Here is a 15,475-nt window from a genome sequence, read left to right as displayed (position 1 = left end):
CGCGCTTTTGAGGAGAAAGCAAAATGACAAACCACATCGAGAACGTCTTCGAAGAACATGCACGTGCTGGCGATGGCAAATTTGCCATCGCTTTCGCCATTATGCAGTTGGCGCGCGAGCAGAAGTCGACTGCGGCTGCACTCAAATACCTTGGGCTCGGCGACGCCGCATCACCTATGGGCGCAATCGAGATGTTGGCGGTCGAGGTTCGCGACGGGTTCCGCGAAGTCGGCCAAGCCCTCCATGCCTTGGCTGACGCCACCGAAGGCGCGGATTAACGCCCCGGCCCAGTAGCCGCATATCTGATTGGCTGGCCGAGGTGGACCTCGGGAGGCCAGAAATCCCCGACCAGCATATCGGCCCATTCGCAGGCCAATTCGCGCCGCCTCGGCATGTAGGCGGCGCGGTTGTATGCGCCCTCGACCTTGTCTTTCGGCACGTGCGCCAGCATCAGATCGATGATCGCGCGATCGGGCGAATGACCAGCCGCGCCGCTCTCCCGCCATAGGCGCTCGGCGCGCTCGTTCATGATCGTCGAGAAGGCAGCGCGGAATCCGTGGGGCACGTGCCGCTGGTGATAGCCGGCGCGGATGAGCAGCGCGCGCAGCGTGTTCTCCGAAATGGGTCGGTGCGGATGCCGCTCGCTCGGGAATACCAGGTCGAGATCGCCGGACAGCTGCTCCAGCACCTTCAGGACCGCCACCGATTGCGGCGCCAGCGGCACCAGGTGGTCGCCATGCTCTTCGGCCTTGCGCTCGTCATCGCCCTTCATGCGCTCGGCAGGGATGCGCCAGAGCGGATGCTCGCCGTCGATATCCTCGAACTCGCTCCACCGCGCGCCGCGGAGTTCGCCCGGCCTGACAGCGGTCAGCGCGATGAAGCGCAGCGCCAGCTTCGTACTGGCGCGGCAGCGCTCGGCCTCGCAGTCGACCAGCATCTGGCGCAGCTTGGGTAAGGCGGTGATAGCGGGCTGCTTGGTCGCGCGCGGCTTCGGCTGCAGTGCCTTGCCGAGGCTCGCGGCTGGGTCCTGTTCGGCGAGGCCCGATGCCAGGGCGAACACGAAGACGGACGAGATGCGCGCGCGAATCCTGTGGGCGGTCTCGATCGCGCCCCGGTTCTCCACCTTCGAAAGCACCTCGAGAAGTTTCGGGGCCTTGATGGTCGAGATCGGCAGCGCGCCGATCGCGGGGAACACGTTGTCCTCAAGGCTCGAAAGGACGTCCGCCGCATGCACCGGTGACCAGCGCTTCTTCTGCTTGCTCCACCAGTTGCGGGCCACGGCCTCGAACGTCGTCGCCATCTGCGACGAGGTGGTCAGGACATCGATCTTCCGCTTTGCACCGGGATCGATGCCCTGTCGTAGGAGCTCCTTCGCCTCGTCGCGCTGCCGCCTGGCATCGAGCAGCGTCACCGCTGGGTAGGCACCAAGCGCGAGCGTCTTCTGCTTCAGCGGGGCGGCAGGCGATTCCCGGTGCGAGTAGTTCATGCGCCACAGCTTCGCGCCCGTCGGCTGGACCTGCAGGTACAGCTGGTTCGAATCCCCGAGCTTGTAGGGCTTGTCCTGCCTCTTGGCGGCTTTGATCTTCGCGTCGTTCAGCATGAGGCGATACCATGTCCCGGCAGGCCCGATGCCATGCCTGATACCATGCTTCCTCGTGAACGCTTGTGAACAGGCGGGGAACACGGCAATGCCGTTGATCCCATCAAAACGCCCGAAAATCAAGGGTTAGTGGACGCCCAAGCACCGTTACGGGCGGTGCGGTGGCGGAGACGGAGGGATTCGAACCCTCGGTACCGGATTTACCAGTACGACGGTTTAGCAAACCGTTGGTTTCAGCCACTCACCCACGTCTCCGGATCGCAGCGGCGAGGGCGCGCTATAACGAGGGTTGTGGGGGGCGGCAAGGGGCTGTCGGGCAAAAATCCGGCCAAATCGAAAATCATCGCGGGAAGGCGGTTCGCCGCGTTTTGGACTCGGCTCATCGCCGGTTCATTGTCGTGGCGTCAGCCTTGGATTCTGCATGAAGGGCAGGGGTGCGCGAATGCGCGCGAAGATCGGGACGGCCGGGAATCATGATCACATTGTCGAAAGCGCACACCTTGGTAACCGGCCTTGCCGCTTGCCTTGCGCTCACCACCAGCGCCGCTTTCGCGCAGGTCCAGACCGTCGATCCCAACGCAGTGATCGACGGTGACCTGGCGCCACAGTCCAATCCGCCAGTCCCGACGCAAGGCCCTGCGGCAACGCCCGCCGGTGCCGAGGCCGGGTCGCTCCCTGCGCTCCCCGCCGATGCCCCGCCGCCCGCCTCGGCGCCCTATCAAACCCCGGCACCGGCCACACTGCCGCCTGCGCCCGCAGCGGCAACGCCTCAATCGGCAACCAGCAACACCTACAAGGACGATGATCTGATCGGTGCCGCCGAGGGCGTGTTCGGCAAGGGCGCTGCAGGCCTTGCCGATCTGATCAAGGACCTGCTCAAGAAGCAGGGTGAGCCCAACGCCTACATCAAAGGCCGCGAAGCCGGCGGCGCGCTGGTCGTCGGCCTGCGCTATGGCTCCGGCACGCTCCACCACAAGGTCGAGGGCGAGCGCCCGGTCTACTGGACCGGACCGTCGATCGGCTTCGATGCCGGCGCCAACGCCGCCAGCACCTTCGTGCTGGTCTACAACCTGTTCGACAGCGAGGAGCTCTACAAGCGTTTCCCGGCGGGCGAGGGGCAGGCCTATCTCGTCGGCGGTTTCCACGTCAGCTATCTGCGCAAGGGCGATACCGTGCTGATTCCCGTCCGTTCGGGAGCAGGGCTGCGCCTTGGCATCAACGGCGGTTACATGAAGTTCTCGCGCAAGCAGAACTGGTTCCCGTTCTGACGGTTTCGCGCAATATCGCTGCAAATTGCCCCCCGCATACCTTATAATTGAAATGTAGGGTTGCCCCCGAGGCCTTCCGGCGGCATGGAGCCGCCGCAATTTGCTCCCCGCAAAGGAAGGCCTCATGCTCGAAAATCTTGCCGCCCAGCCCGCCGACGCACTTCTGGCGCTGATCAAGCTCCACAATGCCGATCCGCGCGCTGACAAGATTGACCTCGGCGTGGGCGTCTACCGCACGTCCGAGGGCGACACGCCGGTGTTCAAGGCGATCAAGGCCGCTGAAGCCAGGTTGCTCGAGACGCAGGATTCCAAGGCCTACCTCGGCCCCGAAGGCGACATGGGCTTCGTCCACGCGCTGATCCCCTACGTCTTCGGCAAGGACTTCGACCGTTCGAAGGTCGAGGGCATGCAGGCTCCTGGCGGAACTGGTGCCGTGCGTCTCGCCATCGAGGTGGCGAAGCGTTCGGGCGTCAAGCGCGTATGGATGGGCACGCCGTCGTGGCCCAACCACGCCCAGATCATCGCAGCCGTGGGTGTCGAACTGAAGACCTTCAGCCACATGACGGCCGACGGCTTTGCCGATCTTGACGCGCTCAAGGCTGCCCTTGCACAGGCCGAGCCCGGCGATGCCGTCCTTTTGCACGGCTGCTGCCACAACCCGACCGGCGTCGACTACACCGAAGCCCAATGGGACGAGATCGCGCCGCTGCTGGTCGAGCGCAAGGTCCTGCCGATCCTCGACCTTGCCTACCAGGGCCTCGGCGCTGGCATGGAAGCCGATGCCTATGGCCTGCGCAAGGTTCTCTCGGTCGTCCCCGAAGCACTCGTCGCCTACTCGTGCGACAAGAATTTCGGCCTCTATCGTGACCGCGTCGGCGCATTCTACGCCGTGACCTCCGATGCCACCGCACTCGCCAATGCCATGGCCAATGGCGCGACGATCGCCCGCGCTTCGTGGTCGATGCCGCCCGATCATGGCGCCGCTGCCGTCCGCCTGATCCTCGGCGATGCCGATCTTACCGCGATGTGGCTGGCCGAGCTCGACGAGATGCGCGATCGCATGCGCTGGGTCCGTGATCGCCTTGCTGCCGCGCAGCAGGTCGGCCCGATCAGCATGGCGCCATTGGGCGTGCAGAACGGCCTGTTCTCGATGCTGCCGCTGAATGGCGAACAGATCCTCGCCATCCGCGAACGCCACGGCGTCTACATGGCAGGGTCGGGCCGCATCAACATCGCCGGCCTGACCACGGGCAACATCGACAAGTTCGTCGAAGCCCTGCGCGACGTCGCCTGAAGACAGCGCGAAACCAACGAGAAAGGGCGGGGCCTTGCGGCTCCGCCCTTTTCGTTTGCGCTCAGAAGTCCGCAGCCCGCGATTGCCGCCGTGCTTCGGCAAAGCTGTCGGCGCGGAACTTCTCGAAGGCCACGCGCCGGTCATAGCCGGGGTCTTTCGGGTAGTCCTGATACTCGGCGATGATCTCGTCGAAGATCTCGCGCACTTCTTGCCTGTGGTCAGGGTGCGAGAAGATGTGCAGGCGGTTGGCCCTCATCGCCTCGATCACGCGCGCGCCGATCACGTCGGGTTCCATGCCGAATTCGTGCAACCCCTGCAGCCGCTCCACCGCAGTCGGATCGACCGGCTTCATCGTGCCTTTCAGCGCATCGGGCCGCACGTCATCGCTTGCATAGATGTAGCTTTTCACCAGGCCGGGACATAGCACGGAGACGCCGATCTGATACTTCAGCAGCGAATAGTGCAGCGACTCCGAAAGGCCGCGCACGGCGAACTTGGTGGTATTGTAGATGCCAGGGCTGCCCGCCGCGAGGAAGGCCGCCATCGACGCCGTGTTGACGACGTGGCCGCCCTTCTGCTCGCCCGCTTTCACGCGCTCCACCATGCGCGGCACGAAGGTCATCACCCCGTTGATCACGCCGTGCAGATTTACGCCCAGCAGCCAGTCCCAATCGTCGTAGGAGGACTCCTCGATCGGCTGGAACAGGTTCACGCCCGCGTTGTTGCACAGGATCGAAACCGGACCGAACCTGGCCTCGACCTCGTCCGCTGCTGCCTTGAACCCGTCGCGGCTGGCCACGTCGAGCTGGACACCCATCACTTCCCGATTGTCGAGCGAGGCCAGCGCCTTGTCGATCGAATCCTGCCGGATGTCGGCGATGGCGACCTTGCAGCCTTCATTGAGCAACTGCCGCACCAGCCCGATGCCCACGCCGTTCGCGCCCCCGGTGACAAAGGCGGTGCGTCCTGCAAAATCCTTCATGCGCCGCGAGCCTCCTTCAGCTTGTTCTGCCGCGCAATCTCCTCGGTGATCGCGGGGTTGCGGAACAGCATGGCGAAGGTCTGCTTGTATTCCGGGTTCTCGGGCAGGTGGGTCTGCACGGCGGCAGTGGTGGCAAGGCCGCGCTCTTCCACGCCGGTCAGGAATTCGGAGTGGGTGAGGATGTAGAGCTCGTCATTGAGGATGCCCTCCAGCACCCGCTGCCCGACCTGCTCCTTGGTCTGGTAGAGATGCATGAAATTGCCACCGGATGCGCGGCGCTTGTCCGCCTCGGCATAGCCGGTGTCGGCCAGATCGGCAGGTCGGGTCTTGGCGGCATCGGCGATGTTCGATTGCACCGCGCCGGGGCAAAATGCGCTGCAGATCACGCCGCGCGGTTCCAGTTCGGGCCGCATGCACTCCATCATCGAAGTGACTGCCGCCTTGCCCGACGAATAGATCGTGGTCATGCCCACCGGCACCAGCGCGCTCATCGATGCGGTGCAGACGATGTGGCCGCCTTCGCCATGGGCGAGAATACGCGGCAGCATCGTGACAATGCCGTTGATCGTGCCACCGACGTTAACGCCCATGACCCAGTCCCAGTCGGCAAAGGTCGCCAACTCCGTCGGCCCGACCACGGCAACGCCTGCATTGTTCACCAGGATGTGGATCTTGCCGAACTTCGCCTCGACCGCATCGGCCACGGCTGCGAACTGCTCGCGATTGGTCACGTCCAGCTTCAGCGCCAGCACGCGCTCACCGCCATCGAGTTCGGCGACTGCCGAATCGAGATGGTCCTGGCGGATGTCGGCAATGGTCACGTTCATGCCCGCGCCCAGCAGCGCCTTGGCGATGCCGAGGCCGATGCCGCTGGCGCCGCCCGTCACGAATGCTGTCTTGCCCGGCAGATTCTGCATCAGATCCTCTCCATCCATTGGCGCCCCCGACCCTCGGCAGAGGGCGGGGAATCATTTTTCACCTTGTGTATTCACCAGAGCGGAATTGTATGCAAGACTAACAATATTACCGCTTCGAAAAGGTCCACGAAAGGGCTGCTGCGGCGAGAGAGGAGAGCACATGGCAGGTGTCGCAGTCACGGCAGTTCCCGAAGGCGCCGTTCAGCAGGAACGTGCCGAACATCCGGCAGGCGCGGCATACTGGGCGCTGTTCGTGATCGTCCTGGCAACCTTCCTGACGTTCTTCGATGCGATCACCTTCGGCATGCTGGCCGAGCGGATCAAGCGCGATTTCGGCCTCACCGATTCGCAACTGGGCTTCCTTGCGGGTCCGGCCAGCATCATCTGCTATCTGTTCGTCGGCATCCCGTTGGCGCGCCTCGCTGACATCTACCCGCGCAAGTACGTGCTGGGGGCAGGGGCCGCGCTGGTCGGCGTGATCATCTCGGCAGGCGGTCTTGCCCAGAGCTTCGGCCAGTTCGTCGGCAGCCGCGTGTTCCTCGCCGCTGGCGGCTCCGCCCACGCGCCTGCATCCTATTCGCTGCTGGCAGACGCTTTCCCGCCCAAGAAGCTGACGCGCGCCTTCGCCCTGCTGCAGTTCGGCTTCATCGGCGGCACCACCCTCGGCCCGCTGATCGGCGGCATGCTGGTGATGATGACCGCGCCCTGGGAGGCAACCCACCTCGGCCCGCTGACGATCCTCGGCTGGCAGTGGATCCTGATCTTCATGGGTATCCCCTCGCTGCTGGTCGGCCTGCTGTTCCTCACGATCAAGGAACCGCCGCGCATGGCCCCGGCAGCTGATGCACCGACCGTTCCTGCCAATGCCACCTTCGGTCGCAAGATCCTGACCTTCATGGGGCTGGATGCCTTCCGCGCGATCAACGCCAAGCCCCGCGTCTACTACCCGCTGTTCGGCGCTCTCGCCCTCAGCGCGGTCGAGACCTTCGGCCTGCAGTTCTGGCGCGTGCCCTTCATGATCCGCACCTTCGGATGGAACGAAGGGCAGATCGGTGCCGCGCTTGGCGTCACCGTACTGATCGCCTCGCTCTCCGGCCTGCTGCTGGGGGGGCTGTTCGTCGAATGGCTGGCCAAGCGCCACAAGGACGCCAACGTCCGCGCCGCCACCTGCTGCGCTGCCGGGGTTACCGTCTGCACCATCACCGCCATCCTGATGCCCACGGCCTGGGGATCGCTGATCATGTTCGGCCTTTCGGGCATGTTCGGCATTGCGGGCGCCGTGCCGCAGAACGCTGCTGTCCAGCGCGTCGCCCCCAACGACATGCGCGGGCAGGTCACCGCCTTCTACCTGTTCATGTTCACCTTCTTCGGCGCGATGGGCAGTTACGTCGTCGGCAAGGTGCAGGACGGTCTGATCGGCGATCCTGCCCAGCTGTGGAAGGCCCTGCTGATCACCGCCAGCGTGCTCATGCCGCTCGCCACGTTCCTGATGTTCAAGGCCATCCGTCCCTATCGCGAGGAAGTTGAAAGGCTTGAGGCAATGGGGCGTTGACAGGACTCGCGCAGCCCGTCAGATTGTTAGTAAGACTTACAAAATAGATGCCAAAATATAAGGGAGTTGGACGTGTCCGATAATAGCCAGATTGCCGCGCTCGAAAGCCGCCTTGCCGATCTCGAAAAGCGCCTGACGGTGCGCGAGGACGAACTGGACATCCGCAAGCTGCAGCACCTCTACGGCTACCTGATCGACAAGTGCATGTATAACGAGACGGTCGACCTGTTCACCGACGATGGCGAGGTGCGCTTCTTCGGCGGCGTGTGGAAGGGCAAGGAGGGCGTCCGCCGTCTCTATGTCGAACGCTTCCAGAAGCGCTTCACCTATGGCAACAACGGCCCGATCGATGGCTTCCTGCTCGATCACCCGCAGCTGCAGGACATCATCAACATCCAGCCCGATGGCGTCACCGCACTGGGCCGCGCCCGTTCGATGATGCAGGCCGGCCGCCACAAGGACTACGAAGGCGATGCCCCGCATCTCAAGGCGCGCCAGTGGTGGGAAGGCGGCATCTACGAGAACACCTACAAGAAGGTGGACGGCGTCTGGCGGATGCATATCCTCAATTACATGCCGATCTGGCACGCCGATTTCGAACATGGCTGGGCCAACACCCCGCACGAATACGTGCCGTTCCCCAAGGTCACCTACCCCACCGACCCGACCGGCCCGGACGAGCTGATCGAGGGCCACTGGCTGTGGCCGACCCACAAGCTCAACGCCTTCCACATGAAGCACCCTGTCACGGGTGAGGAAATGGTCGCACAGCGTTGGCAGGGCGACATCGACCGCGAGAACGCGCGGGCGTAAAAGCTTGCGGGCAGGGGCCCCTTCCTCCCGGCTCCTGCCCGCAAACCATGGAACAGACATGACCCAGTATCCTTCGCTCCACATGATCATCGATGGCCAGCGCGTGCAGGGCGAAGGCCGCCGCGCCCACACCGTCGTCAACCCCGCCACTGGCGAAACCATCGGCGAACTGCCGCTGGCCGAAGCCGCCGATCTCGATCGCGCGCTGGAAGTTGCCGCCAAGGGTTTCCGCATCTGGCGTGAAAGCACGCCGCAGCAGCGCGCCGCCGTTCTGCAGGGCGCGGCCCGCCTGATGCTGGAGCGGCAGGAAGACCTCGCCCGCATCGCCACTATGGAAGAGGGCAAGACCCTGCCCGAGGCGCGCATCGAAGTCCTGATGAACGTCGGCCTGTTCAATTTCTACGCGGGCGAAGTCTTCCGCATCTATGGCCGCACGCTCGTCCGCCCCGCCGGGCAGCGCAGCACGATCACCCATGAACCCGTCGGCCCCGTCGCTGCCTTCGCGCCGTGGAACTTCCCGCTCGGCAATCCGGGCCGCAAGCTCGGCGCGCCCATTGCCGCTGGCTGCTCGGTCATCCTCAAGGCAGCGGAAGAAACGCCCGCTTCCGCGCTCGGCGTCCTCCAGTGCCTGCTCGACGCTGGCCTGCCCAAGGAAGTGGCGCAGGCCGTGTTCGGTGTGCCCGATGAAGTCAGCCGCCACCTGCTCGGCTCGCCGGTGATCCGCAAGCTGTCGTTCACCGGCTCGACCGTCGTCGGCAAGCACCTCATGCGCCTCGCTGCCGACAACATGCTGCGCACCACGATGGAGCTCGGCGGCCACGGTCCGGTCCTGATCTTCGGCGATGCCGATGTCGACCGCGCCCTCGATACGATGGCCGCGTCCAAGTACCGCAACGCAGGGCAAGTCTGCGTCAGCCCCACGCGCTTCATCGTCGAGGAGAACGTCTTCGAACGCTTCCGCGATGGCTTTGCCGAGCGTGTCGGCCGCATCAAGGTCGGCAATGGCCTTGAGGACGGTTCGCAGATGGGCCCGATGGCCAACGCCCGCCGCCCCGAGGCGATGGACCGCCTCATCGGCGATGCCATGACGCGCGGCGCACGCCTCCACACCGGCGGCGAACGCATCGGCAATGCCGGGTACTTCTACGCGCCCACGGTCCTCTCCGAAGTACCGCTCGACGCCGCGATCATGAACGAGGAGCCGTTCGGCCCCGTCGCCCTGATCAACCCGTTCAGCGGCGAAGAGGCGATGATCGCCGAAGCCAACCGCCTGCCCTACGGTCTCGCCGCCTACGCCTGGACCGAAAGCGCCTCGCGTCAGAAGCGCCTCACCCGCGAGATCGAAAGCGGCATGATCGGCCTCAACTCGACCATGATCGGCGGCGCGGACTCTCCCTTCGGCGGCGTCAAGTGGTCGGGCCACGGCGCCGAAGACGGCCCCGAAGGCGTCCTCGCCTGCATGGTCACCAAGGCCGTGCACGAAGGTTGATCGGCGGGCTTTGACGTGATCGGGAAACATCCGGGCAATGTGCCGACACTAACGCGCAAGGGTCATCCCCACTTGCCCGGAGTTTCCCATGCGGCGCACGCGTCTCCTGCTGGCCGCCGCCGGCCTCTGCTTCCCCGCCACGGCCATGGCCGCGCAGGAGGACGAACAGGTCTGGCTGGCCCAGTTCTCGACGATCGAGGTCGGGCAGAAGGTCCTGCTCTTCACCGATGTGCAACTGCGCTTCACCGATGGAGCGGACCGGCTGGGGCAGGTCCTGCTGCGTCCCGCCGTCGGATACCGCATCACGCCCAGCGACACGTTGTTCCTCGGCTACGCCTATGTCCGCACCGAGCCGTTGAACGGCACGCCGACCGACGAGCACCGCATGTTCCAGCAGGCGCTTGTTCGCGTGGTCGGCGGCCCCGGCAAGACGACGGTTACCTCTCGCACCCGTCTCGAACAGCGCTGGCTGGAAGGGCGCTCCGGCATGGGCTGGCGCCTGCGTCAGCAGGTGCGCGTCGAAACGCCGGTGGCCAAGGGCCTCAACGCCATTGTCTGGGCCGAACCCTTCGTCAATTTCGACACGACCTCATGGGGCCAGCGCGCCGGGTTCGACCAGCTGCGCACCTTTGCCGGGGTGGGCGTACCTATCGCCAAGGGCATTGCCATCGAGGCGGGATATTCGGGCCAGTACGTCAACCGTTTCAACGTGCCCGATCGCATGAACCACATCGGCAGCCTGTCGCTCACCATCCGCAAGTGATGGACCGCAGGCTGTCTTCCCCGGGAAGGAAGCCTGCATGACGACAGAACTCAAGACCGGTGGCGAACAGGGCTACCTGCGCATCGCCACCGAGGAAGCCTTCGCCACGCGCGAGATCATCGACGTCTACTTGCGCATGATCCGCGACGGCACGGCGGACCGCGGCATGGTCTCGCTCTGGGGCTTCTACGCGCAGTCCCCGTCGGAGCGCGCCACGCAGATTCTCGAGCGCTTGCTCGATCTCGGCGACCGCCGCATCGCCGACATGGACGCCACCGGCATCGACAAGGCGATTCTCGCGCTGACCTCGCCCGGCGTCCAGCCGCTGCTCGATGTCGAGGAAGCCAAGACGCTCGCCACCCGCGCCAACGACACGCTCGCCGATGCCTGCGAAAAGCACCCCACCCGCTACATCGGCATGGGCACGGTCGCCCCGCAGGACCCGGAATGGTCGGCCCGCGAGATTCATCGCGGCGCCAAGGAACTCGGCTTCAAGGGCATCCAGATCAACAGCCACACGCAAGGGCGCTATCTCGACGAGGCGTACTTCGACCCGATCTTCCGCGCCCTCGTCGAGGTCGACCAGCCGCTCTACATCCACCCCGCCACTTCGCCGGATTCGATGATCGGCCCGATGCTCGATGCCGGGCTCGACGGCGCGATCTTCGGCTTCGGCGTCGAAACGGGGATGCACCTCCTGCGCCTCATCACCATCGGCATCTTCGACAAGTATCCGAGCCTGCAGATCATGGTCGGCCACATGGGCGAGGCGCTGCCCTACTGGCTCTACCGCCTCGACTACATGCACCAGGCAGGCGTCCGCTCGCAGCGCTACGAGCGCATGAAGCCCTTGAAGAAGACCATCGCCGAATACCTCCAGACCAACGTCCTCGTCACCAATTCGGGGGTGGCGTGGGAACCGGCGATCAAGTTCTGCCAGCAGGTCATGGGCGAAGACCGCGTGATGTACGCGATGGACTACCCCTACCAGTACGTCGCCGACGAAGTCCGTGCGATGGACGCAATGGACATGAGCGACGAAACCAAGAAGAAGTTCTTCCAGACGAATGCGGAGAAGTGGTTCAAGCTGTGAAGTGAAGTAGCCCACCCCCGACCCCTCCCGCTTGCGGGGGGGGGATAGAGGGCAGTGCTTTCATCCCCCTCCCGCAAGCGGGAGGGGCTGGGGGGTGGGCCAGCAACGGTAGCGTAAAAGAACGACGGGAGAGCCAATGACCACAGAACCCCGCCGTACCTTGGCCCCCGGCGCATGGTACGCGCTGATCCTGGTAGCGCTGACCAACGCGATGAGCCTGCTCGATCGCCAGATCCTCGCGATCCTCGCGCCTGCGATCAAGAAGGACCTTGCCATCGGCGACGCCGAGATGGGCCTGCTCTACGGCACCGTCTTCGCGCTGTTCTACGCGCTGTTCTCGCTTCCCGTGGGCCGTCTCGCCGATGGCTGGGTCCGCACGCGCCTGCTGGCGATCAGCCTGCTGTTCTGGTCCGCCGCCACCGGCCTTGCCGGGCTGGCGTCGAGCTTCGCCATGCTCGCCCTGTCGCGCCTCGGCGTCGGCATCGGCGAGGCGGCGACCGCACCTGCGGGCACGTCGTTGCTCTATGACTTCTGGCCCAAGCACCGCCGCGGCTTCGTCATGTCGGTCATTGCTTCGGCCATCGCGCTCGGCCTTGGTGGCTCGCTGATCCTCGGCGGCGTCGCCGCGCACTGGTGGGACGCCAACCACGCGGCCGGCGGCCTCAAGGGCTGGCAATTCGCCTTCCTCGTCGCCGCCGCTCCCGGCTTCGTCCTCGCCGCCTTCCTGTGGATGCTGAAGGAGCCCGTGCGCGGCCAGATGGACGGGATCGAGACGGCTCGAGAGGCCCATCCTTTCCGCAAAAGTCTCGGCCTGCTCGGCTCGGTCACGCCCGGCTTCCACTGGATCGGCATGAAGGGCAGGGGCGCCAGCCCTGCCATGGTGCGCGGCAACCTGCTGGCGCTCGTCCTGATCGCCGCCGCCGCCTTCGCCCTGACCTTGCTCAGCAACGCCATCAGCCCCAAGCCGCCGATGCAACTCGGCAGCGTCACGCTCAATCCCCATGCCCTGCAGTGGAGCGTGATCGGCCTCGGCGTCTTCGTCATCGTCAACCTGATGCAGGGCATGAAGCTGGGCGATGCCCAGGCCTTCCGCGTCATCTCGCGCTCACCCACGGTGATGATGTGCATCGCCGTCGGCACACTGCAGTCGGTGATCAACTACGGGATGATGGCGTTCAACCCCAGCTTCCTGATCCGCACTTATGGCCTGACCATGCAGGAAACCGCGCTGCAGTTCGGACTGCTGTCGGCGGCCATGGGCATCATCGGCCCGCTGGCATGGGGACCCCTGTCAGACTGGCTGAACCAGCGCTTCCCCGGCGCCGGTCGCGCCTGGGTCGCACTCTTCGCGATGGCCGTCTCGCCGGTCATGTCATTCTGGGTCTACTACGCCGCCGATCCCGGCAGCTTCTACGCCCGCTTCCTGATCTACAGCTTCATCCTCACCGGCTGGATGCCGCCGCTCTACGCGATCATGTACGATCAGGTGCTGCCGCGCATGCGGGGGCTCACCTCCAGCCTCTACCTGCTGGTCATGACGATCCTCGGCATGGGCATCGGCCCCTACGTCGTCGGCCTCCTGTCCGACGCCACCGGATCCTTGCGCACCGCGATGCTCTCGATCAATGCGGTCGCGATCCCGATCGCGGTCCTGATGCTGTTCATTGCTCGCCGCGCACAGCGGGATGAAGGGGCACTTTTGGAGAGAGCGGAAGGGTGACCGATCAGGTCACCCGCCACACCCAAAGCTTGATCCCCAAGGGATACCGCGCGCCCGAACAGACAAAGATCGACCGGTTCATCCAGTCGTACTTCCCCTTGGGCGCGATGAACTCGGGCACGGTGCGGAAGTAATACTCCGCCGGGTCCACGTCCTGCCCCGAGGCCAGTCGCTGCATCACCTCCGGGGGGCCATGCCGCAGCCCGCGATTGCGGATCTGGATCACCGCCCCGTCATCGGTTTCAAGCGCATAGATCGCATCGGCCACGGTCACCCCGTCCGGCCGCGTCACCTGCCAGTCGGCCGCATTGCCGATCAGCTTGCCCTTGATTAGCGGGCCTTCCACGCGCCCGCCGCCAACAATCGGAATGATCCGTCGCGTCCCGTCATAGGTTTCGCCGATGGGCACTGGCGGCTCGAGATCGCCGGTCGCCTCGTAGACGAACTCCAGGCCTGGTTGGATTCTGGGCTGAATCACGCCGCCATCTCCTTCTCGACCAGCCCGATCTCGTCCGCATTCGCCCAGTTGCCATGCAGGCCAAAACGCAGGCGGATCGGGATGTGTACCGTGGCCACCGGACCTTTCTCGATCTCCAGCGCGTCGAAGATCAGCAGGTCGCTGCGCTGGTCCTCCAGCCGGTTGCACACCTGCACGATCCAGCCGTCACCTTCTGCGGCATCCTTGGAACGCGGCACGAAGCACGGCTCCTGCAGGCTCGATACCGGGCCGCACCACCAGTGCTGTTCGCGCCCGGTCTCGAAGTCCTTGTGGAACAGGCAGTTCATCAGCAACCCGCCGGCACTGCCGCCCCGAAGCTCGACCGGCCTCTTCATGTCCATCTCGAGGAACCAGCCATGGCGCGTCTTGCGGCCCGCAAAGCGGTCATCGATGCGCGGAAACTCGGCAGCCGTGTCCGAAAGTTTCACGATCTCGGCAAAGTCCTCGCCGTTGCTCGCCATGTCCACCACCCAGTCGGTCGGGTAGCTCATCGCTTCCATGCCGTTGAACGGCGCGCCGTGGACGTCGGGGAAGAACGGGAACATGTTGTTCTTCGCCTCGCAGGTCACGAAGTGCACCTTCGTCCCTTCCTGCCAGGCGTTGAGCACGTGGCTGGCAAAGCAGTTGTCGCGGGTGAACCAGCGAATGTCCTCCTGTCGCACGTCGTCGCGGCGCGGGATGATGCCAAGGTGCACCGGCTTGGTCGTGTCGAAGCCGAAGTGCGGCATGCCCTTTTCCAGCCGCTCCCAGCTGCCGATCGACGGCACGATGTGCAGCACGAGGTAGTCCTCGGTAATGCCGAAATCGTGCATCATGCAGTAATAGGGCACCTTGAACCACACCTCGCGGATCAGTTCGCCTGTCGGGCTCACTTCCATGTAAGCCACATCGTCGGTGCACAGGCCGGATGCGGCATAGCCGATGGCAACCATGTTGCCGGTCTTCGGGTCCACCTTGGGATGCGCGGTAAAGGTCTGGCCGGTCATCTTGCCGCCGAACTTCTCGAACCCGAACGTCTCCATCGTCGCCGGGTCCATGACGAGGGCAGGGGAGTCCTCCTTCATCGCCCACAGCTTGCCGCCGAAGATGAAGGCGTTGGTGTTGGCGGTCGAACGGATCTCGCCCTTCACCGCCTCGTCGTCGGTCAGCGGATTGCGATAGGCGCCAAACAAGGCCTTTCCGGCCGCATTTTCCAGCTTCCACTTGTCGGTTTTCGCCCAGCGCTGGCGGAAGTCCACCTGGCCATCATGGATGTGGAAGCGGGTGATCATGCCATCGCCGTTGAACGCGATGTCGTCGGCAAGGCGTGGGGGAAACTGCGGGTCGGGCTGGACGCGATAGAATGCGCCGTTTAACCCTTGCGGAATCGTGCCTTCGTGGGCCAGATCGGCGATATCCGCCTCGATCCGCGATGGCGTGTTGAATCCCGTGAAGCTGGGGGTGTTCGGAAATTGAGCCATGGCATCCTCCTCGTGATATTGTATG

The 15,475-nt window shown here is 64.7% G+C and carries 14 protein-coding genes and 1 tRNA gene; 9 read left to right on the top strand and 6 right to left on the bottom strand.

Going from position 1 to position 15,475, the window contains the following annotated elements:
* Positions 1 to 23: 23 nt before the first annotated feature.
* A complete protein-coding gene (locus ACZ1JY_RS07660; RefSeq protein WP_465128872.1) occupies positions 24 to 278 on the top strand; it encodes a hypothetical protein in 255 nt (84 codons plus the stop codon).
* Here ACZ1JY_RS07660 and ACZ1JY_RS07655 read toward each other — a convergent pair.
* Positions 275 to 1,600, bottom strand: a complete 1,326-nt coding sequence (locus ACZ1JY_RS07655) for a tyrosine-type recombinase/integrase (RefSeq protein WP_465130863.1) — start codon at positions 1,598 to 1,600, stop codon at positions 275 to 277. The two genes, ACZ1JY_RS07660 and ACZ1JY_RS07655, sit on opposite strands and share 4 nt — an antisense overlap.
* Positions 1,601 to 1,762: 162 nt before the next feature.
* Positions 1,763 to 1,855: transfer RNA gene (locus tag ACZ1JY_RS07650), tRNA-Ser, on the bottom strand.
* Between the two features lie 218 nt (positions 1,856 to 2,073).
* Between ACZ1JY_RS07650 and ACZ1JY_RS07645 the strand changes: the two genes are divergently transcribed.
* Positions 2,074 to 2,868: a DUF1134 domain-containing protein gene (locus ACZ1JY_RS07645; protein ID WP_465130862.1), complete on the top strand. Its 795-nt coding sequence runs from the start codon at positions 2,074 to 2,076 to the stop codon at positions 2,866 to 2,868.
* Between the two features lie 124 nt (positions 2,869 to 2,992).
* The gene (locus tag ACZ1JY_RS07640) at positions 2,993 to 4,162 is read left to right on the top strand and encodes an amino acid aminotransferase (protein ID WP_118073173.1); all 1,170 of its coding nucleotides are present in this window, start codon (positions 2,993 to 2,995) and stop codon (positions 4,160 to 4,162) included.
* Positions 4,163 to 4,223: 61 nt separating this feature from the next.
* Here the strand turns inward: ACZ1JY_RS07640 and ACZ1JY_RS07635 are convergent, their stop codons facing one another.
* Together ACZ1JY_RS07635 and ACZ1JY_RS07630 are read right to left on the bottom strand one after the other, a co-directional pair.
* Positions 4,224 to 5,144 carry an SDR family NAD(P)-dependent oxidoreductase gene (locus ACZ1JY_RS07635; RefSeq protein ID WP_465130861.1) on the bottom strand — a complete coding sequence of 307 codons (921 nt, stop codon included), beginning with the start codon at positions 5,142 to 5,144 and terminating at the stop codon, positions 4,224 to 4,226.
* Positions 5,141 to 6,061, bottom strand: coding sequence for an SDR family NAD(P)-dependent oxidoreductase (locus ACZ1JY_RS07630; protein WP_118074660.1), 921 nt, complete (start codon positions 6,059 to 6,061; stop codon positions 5,141 to 5,143). The genes ACZ1JY_RS07635 and ACZ1JY_RS07630 overlap by 4 nt, the downstream gene beginning before the upstream one ends.
* A gap of 160 nt (positions 6,062 to 6,221) precedes the next feature.
* Between ACZ1JY_RS07630 and ACZ1JY_RS07625 the strand changes: the two genes are divergently transcribed.
* From ACZ1JY_RS07625 to ACZ1JY_RS07600, 6 genes are all read left to right on the top strand, one after another.
* Entirely contained in the window at positions 6,222 to 7,613 is a 1,392-nt protein-coding gene (locus ACZ1JY_RS07625; protein WP_465130860.1) for an MFS transporter, read from the top strand.
* Between the two features lie 72 nt (positions 7,614 to 7,685).
* A complete protein-coding gene (locus tag ACZ1JY_RS07620; RefSeq protein ID WP_465130859.1) occupies positions 7,686 to 8,426 on the top strand; it encodes a nuclear transport factor 2 family protein in 741 nt (246 codons plus the stop codon).
* Between the two features lie 58 nt (positions 8,427 to 8,484).
* Positions 8,485 to 9,915, top strand: coding sequence for an NAD-dependent succinate-semialdehyde dehydrogenase (locus ACZ1JY_RS07615; RefSeq protein WP_465130858.1), 1,431 nt, complete (start codon positions 8,485 to 8,487; stop codon positions 9,913 to 9,915).
* An 88-nt stretch (positions 9,916 to 10,003) separates the two neighbouring features.
* Positions 10,004 to 10,678, top strand: a complete 675-nt coding sequence (locus tag ACZ1JY_RS07610) for a DUF2490 domain-containing protein (RefSeq protein ID WP_465130857.1) — start codon at positions 10,004 to 10,006, stop codon at positions 10,676 to 10,678.
* A gap of 37 nt (positions 10,679 to 10,715) precedes the next feature.
* Entirely contained in the window at positions 10,716 to 11,771 is a 1,056-nt protein-coding gene (locus tag ACZ1JY_RS07605) for an amidohydrolase family protein (RefSeq protein WP_465130856.1), read from the top strand.
* 136 nt (positions 11,772 to 11,907) lie between these two features.
* Positions 11,908 to 13,491 (top strand): MFS transporter, encoded by a 1,584-nt coding sequence (locus ACZ1JY_RS07600; RefSeq protein ID WP_465130855.1) that lies wholly within the window; start codon positions 11,908 to 11,910, stop codon positions 13,489 to 13,491.
* 4 nt (positions 13,492 to 13,495) lie between these two features.
* On the opposite strand, the gene ACZ1JY_RS07595 is transcribed toward ACZ1JY_RS07600, so the two are convergent.
* On the bottom strand, positions 13,496 to 13,969 hold the full coding sequence (locus tag ACZ1JY_RS07595; RefSeq protein ID WP_465130854.1) for a DUF3237 domain-containing protein: 474 nt from the start codon (positions 13,967 to 13,969) through the stop codon (positions 13,496 to 13,498).
* Complete coding sequence (locus ACZ1JY_RS07590) at positions 13,966 to 15,450, bottom strand: carotenoid oxygenase family protein (protein WP_465130853.1); 1,485 nt, start codon at positions 15,448 to 15,450, stop codon at positions 13,966 to 13,968. The genes ACZ1JY_RS07595 and ACZ1JY_RS07590 overlap by 4 nt, the downstream gene beginning before the upstream one ends.
* Positions 15,451 to 15,475 lie beyond the last annotated feature (25 nt).

The sequence above is a fragment of the Novosphingobium sp. BL-A-41-Hi4B-X5A genome (assembly GCF_055521705.1).
The sequence above is the reverse complement of the archived record's forward strand: the minus strand, read 5'-3'. Positions and strand labels throughout refer to the sequence as shown.

What these genes read in the sequence shown, in the direction of transcription:
- ACZ1JY_RS07660 (WP_465128872.1), top strand. Translation starts at nt 24, where the DNA reads ATGACAAACCACATCGAGAACGTCTTCGAAGAACATGCACGTGCTGGC.
- ACZ1JY_RS07655 (WP_465130863.1), bottom strand. Translation starts at nt 1,600, where the DNA reads ATGCTGAACGACGCGAAGATCAAAGCCGCCAAGAGGCAGGACAAGCCC.
- ACZ1JY_RS07645 (WP_465130862.1), top strand. Translation starts at nt 2,074, where the DNA reads ATGATCACATTGTCGAAAGCGCACACCTTGGTAACCGGCCTTGCCGCT.
- ACZ1JY_RS07640 (WP_118073173.1), top strand. Translation starts at nt 2,993, where the DNA reads ATGCTCGAAAATCTTGCCGCCCAGCCCGCCGACGCACTTCTGGCGCTG.
- ACZ1JY_RS07635 (WP_465130861.1), bottom strand. Translation starts at nt 5,144, where the DNA reads ATGAAGGATTTTGCAGGACGCACCGCCTTTGTCACCGGGGGCGCGAAC.
- ACZ1JY_RS07630 (WP_118074660.1), bottom strand. Translation starts at nt 6,061, where the DNA reads ATGCAGAATCTGCCGGGCAAGACAGCATTCGTGACGGGCGGCGCCAGC.
- ACZ1JY_RS07625 (WP_465130860.1), top strand. Translation starts at nt 6,222, where the DNA reads ATGGCAGGTGTCGCAGTCACGGCAGTTCCCGAAGGCGCCGTTCAGCAG.
- ACZ1JY_RS07615 (WP_465130858.1), top strand. Translation starts at nt 8,485, where the DNA reads ATGACCCAGTATCCTTCGCTCCACATGATCATCGATGGCCAGCGCGTG.
- ACZ1JY_RS07610 (WP_465130857.1), top strand. Translation starts at nt 10,004, where the DNA reads ATGCGGCGCACGCGTCTCCTGCTGGCCGCCGCCGGCCTCTGCTTCCCC.
- ACZ1JY_RS07605 (WP_465130856.1), top strand. Translation starts at nt 10,716, where the DNA reads ATGACGACAGAACTCAAGACCGGTGGCGAACAGGGCTACCTGCGCATC.
- ACZ1JY_RS07600 (WP_465130855.1), top strand. Translation starts at nt 11,908, where the DNA reads ATGACCACAGAACCCCGCCGTACCTTGGCCCCCGGCGCATGGTACGCG.
- ACZ1JY_RS07590 (WP_465130853.1), bottom strand. Translation starts at nt 15,450, where the DNA reads ATGGCTCAATTTCCGAACACCCCCAGCTTCACGGGATTCAACACGCCA.